This is a genomic window from Streptomyces tibetensis, from assembly GCF_040647715.1.
In the GTDB taxonomy this organism is placed as follows: domain Bacteria; phylum Actinomycetota; class Actinomycetes; order Streptomycetales; family Streptomycetaceae; genus Streptomyces; species Streptomyces tibetensis_A.
The window spans coordinates 20,176-36,368 of record NZ_JBEZCR010000011.1; the positions used below are offsets into that span (position 1 = coordinate 20,176).

Here is a 16,193-nt window from a genome sequence, read left to right on the forward strand (position 1 = left end):
GCCGTAGCCAAGGCGTACCGCCTCCGCAAGGCCATCTTGGAGACGCCCCTCGGCGACGACCTGTGGCCTCCGAGAAAGCCGCGCTGATCCATCAGCACTCCGACGAGGCGAGGCGCGCCGGATACATCATTCTGGTACATGGACTACTCTTGGTACATGTCCATGAAGCGCACGAACGTCTACGCGGACCCCGAGGACCTGGCGATCATCAAGGAGGCCGCCAAGCGCCGAGGCATAAGCGAGGCCGAGATCATCCGCCAGGGCATCCACCTTGCAGCCATGGCGAACCGGGTCTGGGACGAGCCACTGTTCTCACGCACCTTCGACGGGCCGGGGCGCACGCTGCCCGAGTCGGAGGTCCGCGACACGGTCGCCGATGCCGTCCGGCGTGAGACCGGCTCGGGCTCCGGATCTGCCCCGTGATCATTGTCATCGCCGACACGTCCGGCCTCCTGGCAGCGCTGGACTCGGCTCACCCGGATCACCGGGCGGCGAACGAGGCCATCATGGCGGCGGGCCTGCTGGTCATGTCTCCGCTCCTGCTGGCCGAACTGGATCACGTGGCGACGCGTGAGCTCGGCAGGGAGGCTGCCCTCCGCGCGGTTGACGACCTGCGGCGCTGGATGAGTCGGGGTCGTGTCGCCCTGCCGGAGATCACGGAGAACCACCTGGGCGCTGCCCAGTCCGTCCGTGTCCGTTACCGCGCGCTGGACCTCGACCTCGCCGACGCGGTGAACGTGGCACTCGCCGCCGACTACGACACGGACGCGATTCTCACCCTGGACCGACGAGACTTCCGGGCCGTACGCCCGCTGGGCCGTCACAAGGCGTTTCGAGTGTTCCCCGACGCCCTCCCGCTCTGACGCAGGACCCAGAGCCGTCAAGTGCCTGCTTCCACAAGGGGCTTGGGCACCGCCCACGACGAAGACGTGCAGGACGGGTGTCCGCCGTCGTCCAGGAACAGCGGGCTGAGTGCCCGCCTCCCGCTCATCTCCGTGAAAGTGCAGGTCAGCGCCATGCTGCGAGACATCGGACTGCTCACCGTCGAGCATTCACGCATGAGCGCGGAGAAGGTCTGAGCCGAGGCGCCTTGTGCAGACGGTGCTCGCTGTGCGGATGCTGCCCTGTTCTGGCGCGAACTGGCACGCAACCACTGTCCAGCCGCACACCTGTGACTGGGCGCGCCAGCTGGCCGGTCTGCCCACTGGCGCGCCCGGTCACAGGACGCAGTTCAGGTGGAGTCTCTAGACGACGTACACCTCCTGCGCCTCCATGCCCTTATCCCCGCGGGTAGGAATGAACGAGACCTGCTGACCCTCCTTCAGGGTCTTGAATCCGTGCGACTGGATGGACCTGAAGTGCACGAAGAGGGCATCGCCACCGCTGTCCGGCGTGATGAAGCCGAAACCCTTCTCGTCGTTGAACCACTTCACGGTTCCGGTCTGCCGGTCGCTCATGTTCACCCCAGGGGAGTCCTGACGGCCTCGTGCCGTCGGACTGATCTTGGTGCGCAAGCGTGGAGCGCAAACGCGGTTGCCGCCAAGAGTGATCTTCGGCAGATCCGACAGGACGATCGCCCCTGCGGGTTAGCAACTGGGCTGAGCGCAGGGCGGGCCAACTGACCGACGGCTCGACCGACCATCCGGCTCAGGAGACTCTCACAAACGGCACTTTGCCCGAGCAAGATCAAAAACGGCGGCCCAGTAGCGCGCTTCTACGACCTGCGGCACACCGGGCACACCCTCTCCACCCGTTCCGGTGCCACTCTGAAGGACGCGATGGTGCGCGCCGGACAGTCGTCCGAGAAGGCCGCGCTGATCTATCAGCACTCCGAAGAGGAGCGTGAGGAGGAGGTCGCCGCCGGCCTCGATGCCACCGTCCGGCGTGCACGGGAAAGGCTGCCCGGAAGACGGCCGAGACACCTTCTGGCACGGATCTGGCACGCGGCCAGTGATCGCCCCGGACAGCAAAACGGCCCAGGTCTCTGACCTGGGCCTTCTTTGTGGAGCGGGTGACGAGAATCGAACTCGCGCTCTCAGCTTGGGAAGCTGATGTTCTACCATTAAACTACACCCGCGTAAGACGCCGACCCGGGTCGGTGTCCGAATGCTCGCTCACTGTACCTCATCTCAGGCCTCCGGCGTTTTCACCGTGAGGCCTGAGGGCGTTTCAGGGATGGGATGCGGCTGCGGGGGAACGGAGTTGGGGCGTACGGTGGAGGGCGTCAGAGGGCCCGGGCGGGACCGGAGTGCCGCCTGTAAGGCCGTCCCTTTGATCCCGTACTGTGGCTTTTGTCGTCAGGCAAGCAGCAGCCAGACGCGGCTCTTGGGGAAGGGACTCTTGGACTTGATGGAGCGCACCGTCGTCCGTTGTGCCGATGGGCACGTGTTCAGCACCGCTTCGTTCCCGATGCAGCAGGCCGAGCGGCTCGGCCCCGGGCGGCTGCTTCGGTGCCCGCGATGTGCGCGGCTCCGGAGTGTGGTGCCCGTCAGCTATCAGAAGCGGTAGCGGCGGCAGCAGCCGCAGCAGCTGGCGACAGCAGCCGCGGCGCCAGCATCTGCGGCGGCGGCAGTCGTAGCAGCAGGTGACGGACACAGCAGACAGCAACAGGCACAAGGCGCGCGGAGACGTCCGGTTGTGGGCGCTCCGCGCGCCTTGCGTATCCTCGGGGCGTGCTTCTCTCAGACAAGGACATCCGGGCCGAGATCGACGCCGGGCGGGTGCGGATCGATCCGTATGACGACGCGATGGTGCAGCCGTCGAGCATCGATGTGCGGCTGGACCGCTACTTCCGGGTGTTCGAGAATCACCGGTACCCGCACATCGACCCCGCCATCGAGCAGGCCGATCTGACCCGGCTCGTGGAGCCGGAGGGCGACGAGCCGTTCATCCTGCACCCCGGGGAGTTCGTCCTCGCCAGCACGTACGAGGTCATCACGCTGCCCGACGATCTCGCCTCCCGGCTCGAGGGAAAGAGCTCGCTGGGACGGCTGGGACTGGTCACGCACTCGACGGCCGGCTTCATCGACCCCGGCTTCAGCGGGCACGTGACCCTGGAGCTGTCCAACCTCGCCACCCTGCCCATCAAGCTCTGGCCGGGCATGAAGATCGGCCAGCTGTGCATGTTCAAGCTGAGCTCGCCCGCCGACTTCCCGTACGGCAGTGAGCGGTACGGGTCCCGGTACCAGGGGCAGCGCGGGCCGACCGCCTCCCGGTCCTTCCTCAACTTCCACCGGACCCAGGTGTGAGCGACCCGAACGGGACCCACCCGGACGTGAGCGACGCGGACGTGAGCGACCCGAATGTGAGCGACGCAGGCAGGAGTGACGAAGGCATGAGTGACGTGCGCGAGAACCTGACCTACGAGAAGTTCGGCGTCGCCGTGCGCGAGCTCGCGCAGGCCGTCGCCGACGACGGCTACGAGCCCGACATAGTCCTCAGCATCGCCCGCGGCGGTGTCTTCGTGGCCGGAGGGCTCGCCTACGCCCTCGACTGCAAGAACCTCCACCTCGTGAACGTCGAGTTCTACACGGGGGTGGGGACGACCCTCGAGATGCCCGTCATGCTCGCCCCCGTCCCCAATGTGATCGACTTCTCCGAGAAGAAGGTGCTGATCACCGACGACGTCGCCGACACCGGCAAGACGCTCAAGCTGGTCCGCGACTTCTGCCTCGACACCGTCGCCGAGGTGCGCAGCGCCGTGATCTACGAGAAGTCCCAGTCGCTCGTGAATTGCGAGTACGTGTGGAAGCGGACCGATCAGTGGATCAACTTCCCGTGGAGTGTCCTGCCTCCGGTACACACGTCGGGTGAGGCTCCCAAGGAGAACAGGGAAGCGCTCTGACCTGCCGTTTTGCAGGTCCTCGGCCGCTGGGCCAGGGGATCTTGGGTCCGGGGCTCGCGAGATCGGGGCTGTCCCCTGGCGTGGCGGAGGATGGTGCTCATGTGCGCTCTTTTCGATCCCCCTGAGCCTCGCCGGGTCTCGTCGGGCGAGTACCCGGTGTGGGACCGGGCTCTCGCCCTTCTGAACCGGGACCTGGCGGTGACGCTTCCCCAGCAGGAACCTCTGCAACTGCTGGCTCTTCCGTCCTACGATGCGGATGAGCCGGAGAGCGTCTACGTCGCCATGGCCAACGGCGAGTGGCACGGCAACTGCCTGGACCCGGACTCGCAGGACAGCCCTGCCGCCGCGCTGGCGAGCGTTGCCGATGCCGCACAGGAGACTGTCATGGAGCTTCTGCGGCAGGCGTGGCCCCTGTGCCCCGAGCATGGCCTGGGCCTCCATCCAATGGAGGATGCGCAGGAGCGACTGTTCTGGTGGTGCGCGGGAGAACGGTTGGGTGGGGGTCCGGCTCATCTCCACGTGGCCGTGGGTGCACTCGACCGTGGGAAAAGTCCCTGACCTGGATGATTGGTCAGGGGCCGTACTCATGGGGCAGCAGAGGCGTCCGCTACTCGAGTCCTCCGAAACGGCGGGCATCTTTGATCTCGCGGAGCCTGGCAGCCGTCGTCGGGTCCCACTCCCTCTCCTGTCCAGCGGTATGGAGGGCGGCTGCGACCTCGCTGAGCTTCGCCGAGGACAACTCGCCCGCCCGCTCGATCAGGTCGTCCCGGGCGACAGTGGTCAGCCAGGTGCAAGGAGTAAAGCCCGGACGCGGGAACGCGAACCGCAGCACGCCTTCGAAGGGCAGCCCTTCCAGGGCGCCTATCGCCACTTCGACGCCCAGGCCGCCGATGTCGACGCCCGCCGGCGCGACGACCTGCATGACCTGGAACCCGGATGACTCGTCGTCCGACAGCAGCACGACCGGGCGTCGCTCGTCGAAGTCGACCCACCAGACGTCGCCGCGTTGCATGTGTCCTCCCCAAAAGGGGCTCCACTGGGAGCCCCTTTCTCGTGTGCGCAGCGGATCAGACCGTGCCGAGCTTCACGATCGACAGCAGTGCGATCAGCTGGATCGCCGACGCCCCCAGCGCCTTCGGCCAGGGCAGGTCGTGGGAGCGGCTCACCATGAGGGTCAGCAGGGCGCCGCCCGCGACCCAGGTGGCCCAGCCCAGCAGCTGGACGAACGTCGCGTCGCCGCCCGCGAACATCGCGAAGATCAGACGGGGCGCGTCCGTGAGGGACATGATCAGCATGGACAGGCCGACCGTGGGCTGCCAGGCGCCGTCGCCGCCGAGCTGGCGGGCCAGCGTGTGGGTGACCACGCCCAGGACGAACGCGCTGAGCACCATCGCCACGGCCGTCGTCAGGACGATCGGCACCGCGTTCGACAGTGTGGCGTTTATCGCATCCGCGCGGGCACCGTCGAAGCCGAAGACGGCGAGCAGGCCGTAGAGGAACGTGACGATGAGGGCCGGACCCCACATCGAGTAGTCACGCATCTGGAGGAACGTCTGGTTGGGGGCGAGGACGATCCCCCGGAGCAGGGCCTTCCAGTGCAGGCGCGGGCCGACCGGGCCGGGCGCCGGGGCCGCCGAGCCGGCGCGGTAGGTGTCGCCCTGGGTGTAGGGGTCGTCGCCGACCGAGAAGGCCTGGGTGTGGCCCGGATTGTTCGCGGCGTACGGGTCGGCCGGACCCTGCGGGCCGGGCGGGTATGCGCCGTCGCCGAAGTACTCCGGCTCGCCCTGCCCGCCGTAGCCGCCGCCGTGTGCGGCGTTCGGCTGCGGCCACGTGGGGCCGCCGCCGTTGCCGTACGGCTGCTGCTGCGGGTACGGCTGCGGCGCCGGCGGGGAGCCGTACGGCGGTCCCTGCGGCGTCTGCTGCCCGTACGGAGGGTTGTGCGGTCGCGTCTGAGGAGCGCCGTTGTTCCGGCCGCGTCCGATCCTGAATCCAGCCACGTCTTCGAACGTACCTGGTCCCCGGCGGTGGTGTGCCGGGCCCGGGCTTCCGGGCCAGGCTTTGCGGCCGAGCTGTGACATCCCTTAAGGGGAAGGGGCTTTGGGCGTCCGTGGGGTGTCAGGGTTCGGCCGTACGGGCCCCCGCGCCGGGCCGGCCCGCGTGGCCACTCCCGCGGTGCGCCCGGGCCGTCGGAGGGGCCCGGCGGGTGGGGCCGGCCGGCGGATTCGGCCGGTCCCACCCCGTCGGGGTCAGTCGGGGAGGGTGCCGCCCAGTTCCGGCAGGGTGATCGCGCCGGTCTTTGTCGGGACCGTGCTCGTGCCGCGCATGAGCAGCGCGCCGTTCGCCGCGCCGATGGCCAGGTCGGCCTTGCCGTCGGCGGTCAGGTCGCGCAGGCGGAGGGTGTAGCCGAAGGCCGCGTCGGAGTCGGCGGGGCCGAGCACCGTCTGGGCGATCCACGAGGAGCGTGCGCCGCTGAGGCCGCCGGAGCCGCCGCGGAAGACGTGGACGCCGCCCTGGTCCGCCTTGCCGTCGACGTCCTCGTGCGGGACGCCGACCGCGAGGTCCGCGTAGCCGTCGCCGTTGGTGTCGGCGGCCGAGATCGCGTAACCGAAGTTGTCGTCGGTCTCGGGGCTGCCCGAGACGCCGGAGGTGGCCTGGGTGAGGGTGACCGACGTGCCCGGGCCCGACGACGTGCCGCGCCAGATCGTGACCGCGCCCTTGCCGTTGTCCTTGTCGGGCAGGCCGAGGGCGATGTCGCCGAAGCCGTTCTTGTCGAAGTCACCGATCACGGGGCTCGGGTAGAGGCCCTCCTGCCGGTCGCTGAGGGTCTTGGAGGCGCCCGAGGCGAGGCCTGAGGAGGTGCCCTTCAGGTACCAGGCGCGCTCGCGGATCTGGCTGCCGTTGATCTCCGTGCCGATCACGACCAGGTCCGTCTTGCCGTCCCCGTCGACCTTCCCGGCCGCGAGGGCGGTGGAGTACCAGCCCCCGGACGCCTTGTCGATCTTGCTGACCTTGCCGGTGGTGCCCGACTTGGTGAAGGGGCCGCGGTACAGCCACGCCTCCTCGCCGCCGATCACGGCCAGGTCGGGGGAGCCGTCGCCGGTGAAGTCGCCGGTCGCCAGGTCGCGGCCGAAGTGGCCGACCGCGCCGCCGGCGGGGGCGATGTTGGTGCCGCCGGACAGGCCGGACTTCGAGCCCCACAGGACGGTGACGGTGCCGCGGTAGTCGTCGCCGCCCACGTGCTCGGTGGGGTTGCCGACGACGAGGTCCGCGTAGCCGTCCTTGTTGAGGTCGGCGCTCGCGAGGGACGCGCCGAACTGGTCGTCCTCCTCGCCGGAGCCGGGCACGCCCGCGCTGTCCTGGTGGAGGTACTTCGGGTGGGCCGTGTCGAGGCCGGTGGTGGTGCCGTACACGACGGTGATCGTGCCGCCCTCGCGGTCGACGTCGTTGTAGCCGCCGTAGGCGAGGTCGCGGCGGCCGTCGCCGTTGAAGTCGTCGTAGTGCTTGGCCGGCGCGGCGGCGGCGGGGCCGGTGAGCAGCACGGGGGTGATGCCGGTCGCCAGCAGGGCGGCGACCAGGGCGGTCGTGGTGGATCTGCGCATGGGGGTCTCCTGGGTTCCGTCAGCCGATGAGGCCGGTGCCGAAGGCGCTGTAGGAGCGGACCTGGCCGAGGCTGCCGGGGCCGAAGGTGCGGGCGCCGTCGGTGACGGGGCCGGTGGCCGAGCCGCGCAGGGCGGTGATCGCGCCGATGCCCTCGTCCTCGAAGCCGGCGGTGACGGTCAACTCGGCGTGGCCGTCCTTCGAGACGTCCGCCAGCAGGACGTCGGTGCCGAAGTAGTCGGTGGCCTCGGCCGTGCCCGGGACGCCGGCGGTGTTCTGGGTGACGGTGCGGGCGCCGGTGCGCGAGACGCCGGTGGCCGAGCCGTTCATGAGGATCGCGGCGCCGGCGTCCTCGGTGGTGCCGAGGTCCTCGAAGGGGACGCCGATGGCGAGGTCGCCGTAGCCGTCGCCGTTGGTGTCACCGATGGACACGGAGCCGCCGAAGCCGTCGTTCGCCTCGTCGGCGCCGGGGACGCCCGCGGAGTCCTGGGTGAGCTCGGCCATGGGGGCGTCGCCGTTGACGGGGCCGCCCTCCGAGCCGCGGATGACGACGACCTTGCCGCCGAGGCTGCCGGTGTGGTCGCTTCCCTTGCGGAGGACGTTCCCGAGGGCGATCTCGTCGTGGCCGTCGCCGTCGACGTCGCCGAGGGCCACGGAGGTGCCGCCGTTCAGGGCGCGGGGGGACGAGGTGTCCGGGCCGGTGGGGGAGCCGAGGTAGGCGACGCCCTTGGACCAGCTGCTCGCCTCCTCCCCGCTGGTGAAGACCCGGTAGGTGAGGACCAGGTCCGACCTGCCGTCGGCGTTGGTGTCGCCCGCGCCCATGGCGTCGACGATCCACGCCGGCTCGGGGGTGGAGATCTTCTGTACGGCGCCCGTGGTGCCGGTGGGCGTGAACGGGCCGCGGACGACGTAGACGTCGTCGGTGTCGGTGCCGACGGCCAGGTCCGCCTTGCCGTCGCCGTCGAAGTCGCCCGCGGTCAGCAGGTTGCCCCAGTTGTTGTGGGCGGAGACGGCCGGGTCCTTGACCGTCGTGCCGCCGCTCAGACCACTCGCCGAGCCCCACAGGATTGTGACGGTGCCGCCGTCGCTGTCGGTGCCGTCGCGGTCGCCGGGTGCGCCGACCGCGAGGTCGGTGTAGCCGTCGCCGTTGAGGTCGGCCGTGGCGAGGGCGTGGCCGAAGGTGTCCTCGGTGCCGGCGTCGCCCGGCACACCGCTGGTGTTCTGGCTGACGACGGTGTGCGTGGCCGGGTCGAGGCCGGCTACGCCGCCGTAGACCACGGCGGCGTAGCCGGCCGTGCTCTGGCCGCCGACCTTGGCGTACGGGGCGGCGAAGGCGATGTCGCCGTAGCCGTCGCCGTTGAAGTCGGCGGTCGGATCGGTGGCGGGTGCGGCGGTGGCCGCCGTCGCGGGCAGGGCCGTGAGCAGGCCGGTGGTCAGGGCCGTGGCCAGAAGGAGGGTGCGCTTGCGCATCAGGATCCCCGTTGGGTCGTCGGTCGTCGGGTGTTCGGTCATGAGGTCGCTGGTGATCGCCGGTGGCCGTCGGTGGCCTTCGGGCCGCCGCCCGGTGGGCCGCCGCCCGGCGGGTCGTCGTCGGGTGTCGGCCGTCGGGCCGGAAGGCGGTGCGTGGTCAGGACTGGAGCGCGGTGCCGTAGCCGGGCGTGCCGGCCGTCGAGATGCCCGTCGTGCCCGGGCCGAAGCTCGTCGAGCCGGACGCCGTCGGGCCGTTCGCCGTGGAGCGCAGGGACCAGACGGCGCCGTCGCCCGCGTTCTCGCCCGGCGCGGAGACGGACAGGTCGGCGCGGCGGTCGCCGGTGTGGTCGGTGAGCGTGACGCGCTCGCCGAACCGGTCGCCCTTCTCGGAGGCCCCGGGCACACCGGCGGTGTTCTGGCTGTACGACGCGGCGCCCTTGGTGGTCAGGCCGGACGCGGAGCCGAACATCACGGTGACGGCGCCGGCCGAGCTGTTCTCGCCCGCGGTGCCGATCGCCAGGTCGGCGTAGCCGTCGCCGTTGACGTCGCCGAGGGAGACGTCGCTGCCGAACCGGTCGCCCTTCTCGGAGGCCCCGGGCACACCGGCGGTGTCCTGGGTGAGGACGAGCAGGGCGCGGTCCGGGTCCGGGCCCTCGGGGCCGCCGTAGACGACGGTCACCCTGCCGCCGAGGGCGCCGCCCGGGTCGGCGGACGGCTCCCGGTCGTTGCCCACGGCGATGTCGTCGTAGCCGTCGTCGTCGATGTCGCCGACGGCGGAGACGAACCCCGCGGGCAGCCTCTGCAGCCAGTCGTTGTAGTTGTGGATCTTCATGTCGGCCAGGGCGGTGGTGGCGGAGCCGTCGTGCGCGGCGCGGCCGTGCAGGACCACGTGGGGGTGGCCGTCGCCGGTGACGTCGCCGGAGGAGAGGTGGGTGACGCCGCTCGTGGACGCCCACCAGTCGTTGCTCGAGCCCGAGCCGCCGTTGGAGGCGCTGGTCCTGGTGATCGGGCCCGCCACGAGGGAGAGGGCGGTCGGGCCGGTGGAGCCGACCGCGACGTCCACGTCGCCGTCGTCGTCGAAGTCGCCCGCGGCCAGGGCCTGGCCGTAGCGGTCGTAGTCGGTGCTGAAGAAGCTGAACAGCGAACGGGCGCCGGACAGGCCGGACGCCGAGCCCCAGACGATGGTGACCGTGCCGTCGTTGTTGTCGCTGCCGTCCTCGCCGGGCGTGCCGATCAGCAGGTCGGCGTAGCCGTCGGTGTTCAGGTCGGCGGAGGCGAGGGCGGAACCGAAGGCGTCGTCGGCCTCGGCGGCGCCCGGCATCCCGGCCGTGTTCTGCGTCAGCAGGGTCCGTGTGGAGGTCTTCGGGCCGCTCGTGCTGCCGTAGACCACCGCCACGGCACCCGCCCGGGCCTGCCCGGCGACCGTGGCGCCCGGCGCGCCGATCGCGAGGTCGGTGCGGCCGTCGCCGTTGAAGTCGTACGGGGCGGCGGCCGGCGCGGCGTGCGCGGCCGGGACGGACAGGGCGAGGGCGAGCGGGGTCAGGGCCGCGGCGAGGACGGTGGAAGCGATACGCGTGCGCATGGGGGTACGTGCCTCACGGAGAAGTCGACGGGGCGTCACTGGGCGATGTGCGAACCGAAGTAGAGGCCCGACTTGAGGGCGAGGGCGGTGGTGGTGATGCCCTGGGCGCCGCTGGTGGTCAGGCCGGAGGCGGAACCGCGCAGGAACCACAGGCCGCCCGTGGAGTTCTCGCCGTCGACGCCGACGGACAGGTCCGCCTTGCCGTCCTTCGTCACGTCGGTCAGGTCGACGGCGGAACCGAAGTGGTCCCAGGACTCGGCGGAACCGGGCACCCCGGCGGTGTCCTGGGTGTACGACTTCACGCCGCTGCCGGTCTTCAGCCCGGACGCGGAGCCGAACAGCACCGTCACCGAGCCGGCGTCCTTCGCGGAGCCGATGTCCTCGCCCGGGGCGGCGACCGCCACGTCGGCGTACCCGTCGCCGTTGATGTCACCGGCGCTCACCGACATGCCGAAACCGTCGTCCGGCTCGCCCGCGCCGGGCACGCCCGCGGTGTCCTGGTGGACGACGGTCGGCTGCTGCGCCGGGTCGGGGCCGTTCGGGCCGCCGTACCAGACGGTGATCTGGCCGCCCACGTGGCCGCCGGGCTTGAGGTCGTACGGGTCGCCGGAGTCGCCGAGGACGAGGTCGCCGTAGCCGTCGCCGTTGATGTCGCCGATCGCGCCCTGGGTGCCGTCGGCGTTCGGCAGCTCGGCCATCTTGTGCGTCATGCCGTTCCAGCGGAAGTAGAGGATCTCGCCGCCGGAGTCGCCGTCGACGGTGAACGGGTAGACGCGCTCGGCGGCGCCGTCGCCGGTGAGGTCGCCGGCGATCACCTCGTAGGTGGTGCCGAGTTCACCGACGCGGGAGTGGGTCAGCGGGCCGCCGGTCTTGGTGAAGGGGCCCTGGTAGAGGCGGGTGTGGCTCTGGCCGGTGAGGGTGACGTCGAGGTCGCCGTCGCCGTCGAAGTCGCCGGTGGCGATGCCCTGGGAGAAGCCGCCGTACTCGGCGAGCGTGCTCGGCTGCGGCAGGCCCTTGCCGCTGGTCAGCCCGGACTTGCTGCCCCACAGGACCGTGCCGGAGCCGACGCTGTCCCGGTCGCCGACGCTCTCGCCGGTGGCGCCGACGACGAGGTCGGAGTAGCCGTCGCGGTCCAGGTCGCCGGTGGCCAGGGAGGCGCCGAACAGGTCGTTCGACTCGGCGGTGCCGGGCACGCCCGTGGAGTTCTGGGTGATGACGGCCTTGCGGGTGGCCGACACGCCGGACGCCGAGCCGTACAGCACGACGACGGCACCGGCGCAGGAGGCCGAGCCGACGGTGGTGCAGGCGGCGCCGACCGCGACGTCCCGGTATCCGTCGCCGTTGAAGTCCCCGGCGAGTCCGGAGGGGGCAGCGGTGGCCGGGGTGGCGGAGAGGAGGCCGGAGGTGAGGGCGGCGGCCAGCAGGAGGGTGCGCTTGCGCAAGGTGGTGCTCCGGATGGGGAGGGGGCGGGGCCGGGAAGGCCCGGCCCCGGGAGGGGTGCGGGGTGGCTCGATCGGTGCGGGTGGCTCCGCCGGCGGTTGTGGGGCGTCGGCGGGAGTGGTTCCACCTGCGGGGGTGGGGCGTCGGCCGGGGTGGCTCCACCCGCAGGGGGGCGTCGGCCTGGGTGGCTCCACCCGGGGGCGCCGGCCGGGACGGTTTCTCCCGGCCGGCGTTGCCGGGGGGCGGCTCAGTCGGCGAAGTTCGCGCCGAAGTTCGGGTAGCCCGTCGTCGAGACGCCCGAGGCGCTGGGGGAGACGGTGCGGGAACCCGTGGCGGTGATCTTCGTGCCGCTGGACGGCAGGTAGAGGACCGCGCCGTTGCCGTCGTTCTCGAACGAGCCGGCCATGAGGTCGGCCCGGCCGTCGCCGGTGACGTCGTCGAGCTTCACGTCGATGCCGAGGAAGTCGCCCTTCTCGTCCGAGCCGGGGACGCCCGCGGTGCTCTGCGCGAACGACTGGGTACCGGTGGAGGTGTTGATGCCGGAGGCCGACCCGTAGAGCACGACGAGCTGGCCGGCGTCGGTGACGGAGCCGATGTCCTCGCCCGCGACCCCGACCACGAGGTCCTGGTAGCCGTCGCCGTTCACGTCACCCAGGTCCAGCTCGTAGCCGAAGTAGTCGTTCTTCTCCGAGCTGCCGGGGACGTTGCCGGTGTTCTGGGTGATACCGGTGGTGGAGCCGACGCCGTCCGCGGCGCCGTAGGTGATCCACACCTTGCCGCCGTCGGAGGCCCCGGGGAAGGTCACCCCGCCGTCGGCCTTGTTCCAGTGCATGCCGGTGACGATGTCGCCGTATCCGTCGCCGTTGACGTCTCCGATGCCGGTGATGACACCGGCCTTCAGCGGCTGGGCAGCGGCGGCGGACAGGCCCGAACTCGTGCCGGGGAGCAGGTAGTTCTGGTTCCAGTACTGGCCGGTGGCGGTCTCGAAGCCGTCGACGACCAGGTCGGTGCGGCGGTCGCCGTTGACGTCGCCCGCGGTGAGGTTGCGCGGCCCGGAGCCCTCACCCGACGACTGGATCGGTGCCTTGACGCCGTACCGGCCCTTGACCGCCGTGCCGGAGGCGCTGATGCCGCCCTTGAGCACGTATATGACGTTGGAGGTGTTACCGACGGCCAGGTCTGCCTTGCCGTCGCCGTCGAAGTCGCCGGCGGCGAGGTTCCGGCCCCAGCGGTCGTGCTTGGTGGGGGCCGCGTCGGCGATCGGGACGCCCTTGCCGGTGATGCCCTGGGCCGAGCCCCACAGGACCGCGACGGCGCCGCCGTCCTTGTCGCTGCCGACGTCCTCCATCGGCGAGGAGACGGCGAGGTCGTCGTAACCGTCACCGTTGAAGTCGGCGTAGGCGCTGTCGGCGCCGAAGACGTCGCCGGTCTCGGCCGTGCCCGGGTTGCCGGCCGTGTCCTGGCTGATCGCGGACCGCTGCGCGGAGGACACCCCGGTCTTCGTGCCGTACAGCACGACGAGCTGTCCGGCGTCCTTCTTGCCGCCGACGTACGCGCCGGAGGCGGAGAAGGCCACGTCGCCGATGCCGTCGCCGTTGAAGTCGGCCCGCGCGGCGTGCGTGCCGTCCGCGGCCGCCGCCGGGCCGGCCGTGGCCGACAGCAGCGTGCCGGTCAGCGCGGCAGCGGCGGCGGTCGCCAGGGCGAGCCGCACGCGCGGGCGCCGGGACGGGTGAACGGGTGCGGGACGGCGCCCGGCGGGGCGCTCGTGCTGCTGCATGCGGGGTCTCCTGCTGCATGCGGGGGATGCCTGGCGGACATCCACAGTCGATGGAGGGCCGGACTGCCCGTGTTCGGTGGGAGTTGTCCCGGCGTTCACGGGTGTTCGGCGATCAGGAGACCCCTGGAGGGACGTAAGGGTTGTACGTGAGTTCGGTTAAGTTCCGGGGTGCGGTGGGCGGGGCGCGGTGGTCATCCGTCCTTGTGCACGTCGGGGTGCCGGTCGATCCCGCCGTCGCCGTTGCCGTACCGGGCGGCATGGGTCCGTGCCCGGCGGGACGACGCCCCGCCGGGCACGGCTGCCGTGTGCTCGGGCACGGGTGTTCTGTGCTCCGGCACGGCTGTTCTGTGCTCGGAAACGGCTGCTCCGTGCTCAGAACAGGTGGGGTGCCAGACCGGCGGTCGCGCCCCCGATGACGGGCACGAGCAGGACCGGCCAGCCGCGGGCGCTGCGCAGCGGCGACTCCTCCTGGCGGGTGATCAGCGCCAGGGCCATGCCGGCCATGGCCGGGAGGGCGATGCCGAGGATGGCGAGCACGAGCAGGTTGGGCACCTCGTGGCGGGTGACGGCCCACCCCGCGCCGAGGCTGAGCGCCGCGGCGGTGATCAGCTCGCCGGTCGGCTGGATGAGACCGAGCCGTGGACGCTCGGCCCCGGCGACCCTCGCCCGGGTGCGGACGACCACGAGCATCCAGATGATGCCCGTGACGACCAGCAGGGTCTCGCAGGCGAAGACGATGTTCGCTGCCAGCATGTGTCAGTGCCTCCGATCGCTGCTAGTGGCAGGCTGCCTTGACGCCTTCGAGTCCCAGGAGCTGGGCGCCGACCCACTGGAGGTCGTTGGCGAGGGTGTGTCCCTTGCCCTTGCGGATGGCCTTGATGGCGCTCACGATCCGCTTGACCCCGACGCGCTTGGCCACCTTCACGATCTTCACCATCTTGGCTGCGGGCAGGAGGTTGGTGCCGATGGCGACCGCGACGGCGCCCATGCAGCCGAAGCTGGGCCAGCCGAAGCCGGCCAGGGACTGCCCCGGCTTCCGGTTCTGCTGCTGCTTGAGGTAGGCGGCGGTCGCCTCGTCGCCCTGCGCCAGCACGTCCTCGGGTACGGACAGCATCGAGTTGAGCAGGGCTTCCCACTGGGCGTCTTCGGCGGCGTCGTCGCCGGTGGCGGCCGGAGTGGTGATGCCGGTGGTGGCCGGAGTGGTGATGCCGGTGGTGGCCGGAACGGTGATTTCGGCGGCGGCCGGAGCAGTGGTGCGCGGGCCGGCCTCGGCCGCGTGCGCGCCGGTGCTCGCGGTGAAGATCGCGCCCGCGGTGAGGGCGGACACGAGCATGGCGGTACCGCGCGTGACGAGGGGCCGGTCGGTCGTTCTGGTGAACATCTGTCCCCGTTGTTTCTCAAGGGTGGTGCGCGCACGCGCAACTGCCCGCCCTGGCAAGGCGGGAGAGACGCGCGTGCGTGTGTGGTCGAGATCAACAGAAGCAGACCAAGATCGGCCAGGCTGTGACGGAAGCCACGATTCCGGCCCCTATGTCCAGGAATTGTGCGGATGTCACGCCTCGATAACCATCTGATCCCAGGCGCAGCACCGTTGGAACCTTCAAAACTCAACCAGCGCTTCTTCAGGCCGAGACCGGTCGTTCCAGTTCCTCGGGTCGTCGGTGGGCGGGGACGGTGTGCCAGAGAGGCAGGATGGCCGCGCCCGCGCTCAGGAACAGTCCGAGCCGCACCAGTTCGGTACGCGAGACGGTGCCGGTGAGGTCGCGCTCGGCCGCCGACAGACAGTCCAGGATCGTGCGAGCGTGGCGCAACAGAGTCAGACCCGCGGGGGTGAGCCGCACTCCGTCAGGGCGGCGTTCGAACAGGGCGGTGCCCGCGGTTCGTTCGAGGGCGGCGGCCTGGCGTGAGACCGCCGACTTCGCTCGACCTCCTCGCCGATCGGTTCGGTCCGCTCGTGCGCCCGGTTCCGCTCACCGGGGACGAGGCCGACGACCGCGCGGCGATGTCCGCGGCGGTCGACGGCCTGATCGACATGGTGATCGACCTGCTACCGCCGAGCGCACCCAGCTCGGCAGCACGGACGGCAGCCATGACCGTGTGCGAATACGGCCGCGTCGTTCTCATGGGCGGCGTCGGCATGCTCGGCGGCGACGACCTCGCCCTCCCGTACCCATGGATCATGCGCAACTCGATCACCGTGCGCGGCCAGTGGATGTACCCGCGTACAGCGAACGTCGGCATCATCCGGCTCCTCGCCTCGGGCGCCCTGGACCTCGCCACCGAACGGGTCCGGTCGTTCGGCCTCGACGCCGTCAACGAGGCCGTCACGTACGCCGCCTCACATGGTGGCCCGTTCGACCGCACCACCCTCACCCCACCGGCTCACTGACAAGACCGAGTGATCCCCACAGGTCAGCGCCACGTCCGCGCCCTCACGAGCGCAGGCCGCCATGCTGCTGCCATCTCTCGCGAACAACCATGAA

At 71.0% G+C, this 16,193-nt stretch carries 16 protein-coding genes, 1 tRNA gene and 2 pseudogenes; 6 read left to right on the plus strand and 13 right to left on the minus strand.

Annotation, left to right across the window (positions count from 1 at the left end):
- The first annotated feature begins 156 nt into the window (after positions 1-156).
- Positions 157-423 carry a CopG family transcriptional regulator gene (locus AB0B29_RS27290; RefSeq protein WP_362244117.1) on the plus strand — a complete coding sequence of 89 codons (267 nt, stop codon included), beginning with the start codon at positions 157-159 and terminating at the stop codon, positions 421-423.
- Positions 420-863, plus strand: coding sequence for a PIN domain-containing protein (locus tag AB0B29_RS27295; protein WP_362244118.1), 444 nt, complete (start codon positions 420-422; stop codon positions 861-863). Before AB0B29_RS27290 ends, AB0B29_RS27295 begins: the two co-directional genes overlap by 4 nt.
- Before the next feature lie 381 nt (positions 864-1,244).
- Here AB0B29_RS27295 and AB0B29_RS27300 read toward each other — a convergent pair whose 3' ends face one another.
- Together AB0B29_RS27300 and AB0B29_RS27310 are read right to left on the minus strand one after the other, a co-directional pair.
- A complete protein-coding gene (locus AB0B29_RS27300) occupies positions 1,245-1,457 on the minus strand; it encodes a cold-shock protein (RefSeq protein WP_362244119.1) in 213 nt (70 codons plus the stop codon).
- A gap of 546 nt (positions 1,458-2,003) precedes the next feature.
- Positions 2,004-2,077: transfer RNA gene (locus tag AB0B29_RS27310), tRNA-Gly, on the minus strand.
- Positions 2,078-2,672: 595 nt separating this feature from the next.
- Here AB0B29_RS27310 and dcd point away from each other — a divergent pair.
- The 3 genes from dcd to AB0B29_RS27325 all read left to right on the plus strand — a co-directional run bounded on the left by dcd (position 2,673) and on the right by AB0B29_RS27325 (position 4,402).
- Positions 2,673-3,248 (plus strand): dCTP deaminase, encoded by a 576-nt coding sequence (gene dcd, locus AB0B29_RS27315; RefSeq protein WP_053670409.1) that lies wholly within the window; start codon positions 2,673-2,675, stop codon positions 3,246-3,248.
- 86 nt (positions 3,249-3,334) lie between these two features.
- The gene (locus AB0B29_RS27320; RefSeq protein WP_362244120.1) at positions 3,335-3,844 is read left to right on the plus strand and encodes a phosphoribosyltransferase; all 510 of its coding nucleotides are present in this window, start codon (positions 3,335-3,337) and stop codon (positions 3,842-3,844) included.
- A gap of 99 nt (positions 3,845-3,943) precedes the next feature.
- Positions 3,944-4,402: a hypothetical protein gene (locus AB0B29_RS27325; protein ID WP_362244121.1), complete on the plus strand. Its 459-nt coding sequence runs from the start codon at positions 3,944-3,946 to the stop codon at positions 4,400-4,402.
- 49 nt (positions 4,403-4,451) lie between these two features.
- Here the strand turns inward: AB0B29_RS27325 and AB0B29_RS27330 are convergent, their stop codons facing one another.
- The 11 genes and pseudogenes from AB0B29_RS27330 to AB0B29_RS27380 all read right to left on the minus strand — a co-directional run.
- Positions 4,452-4,856 (minus strand): type II toxin-antitoxin system PemK/MazF family toxin, encoded by a 405-nt coding sequence (locus AB0B29_RS27330; protein WP_362244122.1) that lies wholly within the window; start codon positions 4,854-4,856, stop codon positions 4,452-4,454.
- 55 nt (positions 4,857-4,911) lie between these two features.
- A complete protein-coding gene (locus AB0B29_RS27335; protein ID WP_362244123.1) occupies positions 4,912-5,922 on the minus strand; it encodes a Yip1 family protein in 1,011 nt (336 codons plus the stop codon).
- 168 nt (positions 5,923-6,090) lie between these two features.
- A complete protein-coding gene (locus tag AB0B29_RS27340; protein WP_362244124.1) occupies positions 6,091-7,443 on the minus strand; it encodes an FG-GAP and VCBS repeat-containing protein in 1,353 nt (450 codons plus the stop codon).
- A 19-nt stretch (positions 7,444-7,462) separates the two neighbouring features.
- Positions 7,463-8,953, minus strand: coding sequence for an FG-GAP-like repeat-containing protein (locus AB0B29_RS27345; protein ID WP_362244125.1), 1,491 nt, complete (start codon positions 8,951-8,953; stop codon positions 7,463-7,465).
- Positions 8,954-9,068: 115 nt separating this feature from the next.
- A complete protein-coding gene (locus tag AB0B29_RS27350; protein ID WP_362244126.1) occupies positions 9,069-10,493 on the minus strand; it encodes a hypothetical protein in 1,425 nt (474 codons plus the stop codon).
- A 35-nt stretch (positions 10,494-10,528) separates the two neighbouring features.
- Positions 10,529-11,935, minus strand: coding sequence for an FG-GAP-like repeat-containing protein (locus tag AB0B29_RS27355; protein WP_362244127.1), 1,407 nt, complete (start codon positions 11,933-11,935; stop codon positions 10,529-10,531).
- A gap of 245 nt (positions 11,936-12,180) precedes the next feature.
- Positions 12,181-13,710, minus strand: a complete 1,530-nt coding sequence (locus AB0B29_RS27360) for a VCBS repeat-containing protein (protein ID WP_362244128.1) — start codon at positions 13,708-13,710, stop codon at positions 12,181-12,183.
- A gap of 191 nt (positions 13,711-13,901) precedes the next feature.
- Positions 13,902-14,027 carry a hypothetical protein gene (locus AB0B29_RS27365; protein WP_362244129.1) on the minus strand — a complete coding sequence of 42 codons (126 nt, stop codon included), beginning with the start codon at positions 14,025-14,027 and terminating at the stop codon, positions 13,902-13,904.
- A gap of 55 nt (positions 14,028-14,082) precedes the next feature.
- Positions 14,083-14,463 carry a hypothetical protein gene (locus AB0B29_RS27370; protein WP_362244130.1) on the minus strand — a complete coding sequence of 127 codons (381 nt, stop codon included), beginning with the start codon at positions 14,461-14,463 and terminating at the stop codon, positions 14,083-14,085.
- 22 nt (positions 14,464-14,485) lie between these two features.
- Positions 14,486-15,091, minus strand: a complete 606-nt coding sequence (locus AB0B29_RS27375; RefSeq protein WP_362244131.1) for a hypothetical protein — start codon at positions 15,089-15,091, stop codon at positions 14,486-14,488.
- A gap of 304 nt (positions 15,092-15,395) precedes the next feature.
- Positions 15,396-15,644 (minus strand): annotated as a pseudogene (locus tag AB0B29_RS27380) (LysR family transcriptional regulator); the annotation flags it as partial.
- Between AB0B29_RS27380 and AB0B29_RS27385 the strand changes: the two are divergent.
- Positions 15,626-16,099: pseudogene (locus AB0B29_RS27385) on the plus strand (alcohol dehydrogenase); the annotation flags it as partial. The pseudogenes AB0B29_RS27380 and AB0B29_RS27385 overlap by 19 nt on opposite strands.
- Between the last annotated feature and the right edge of the window lie 94 nt (positions 16,100-16,193).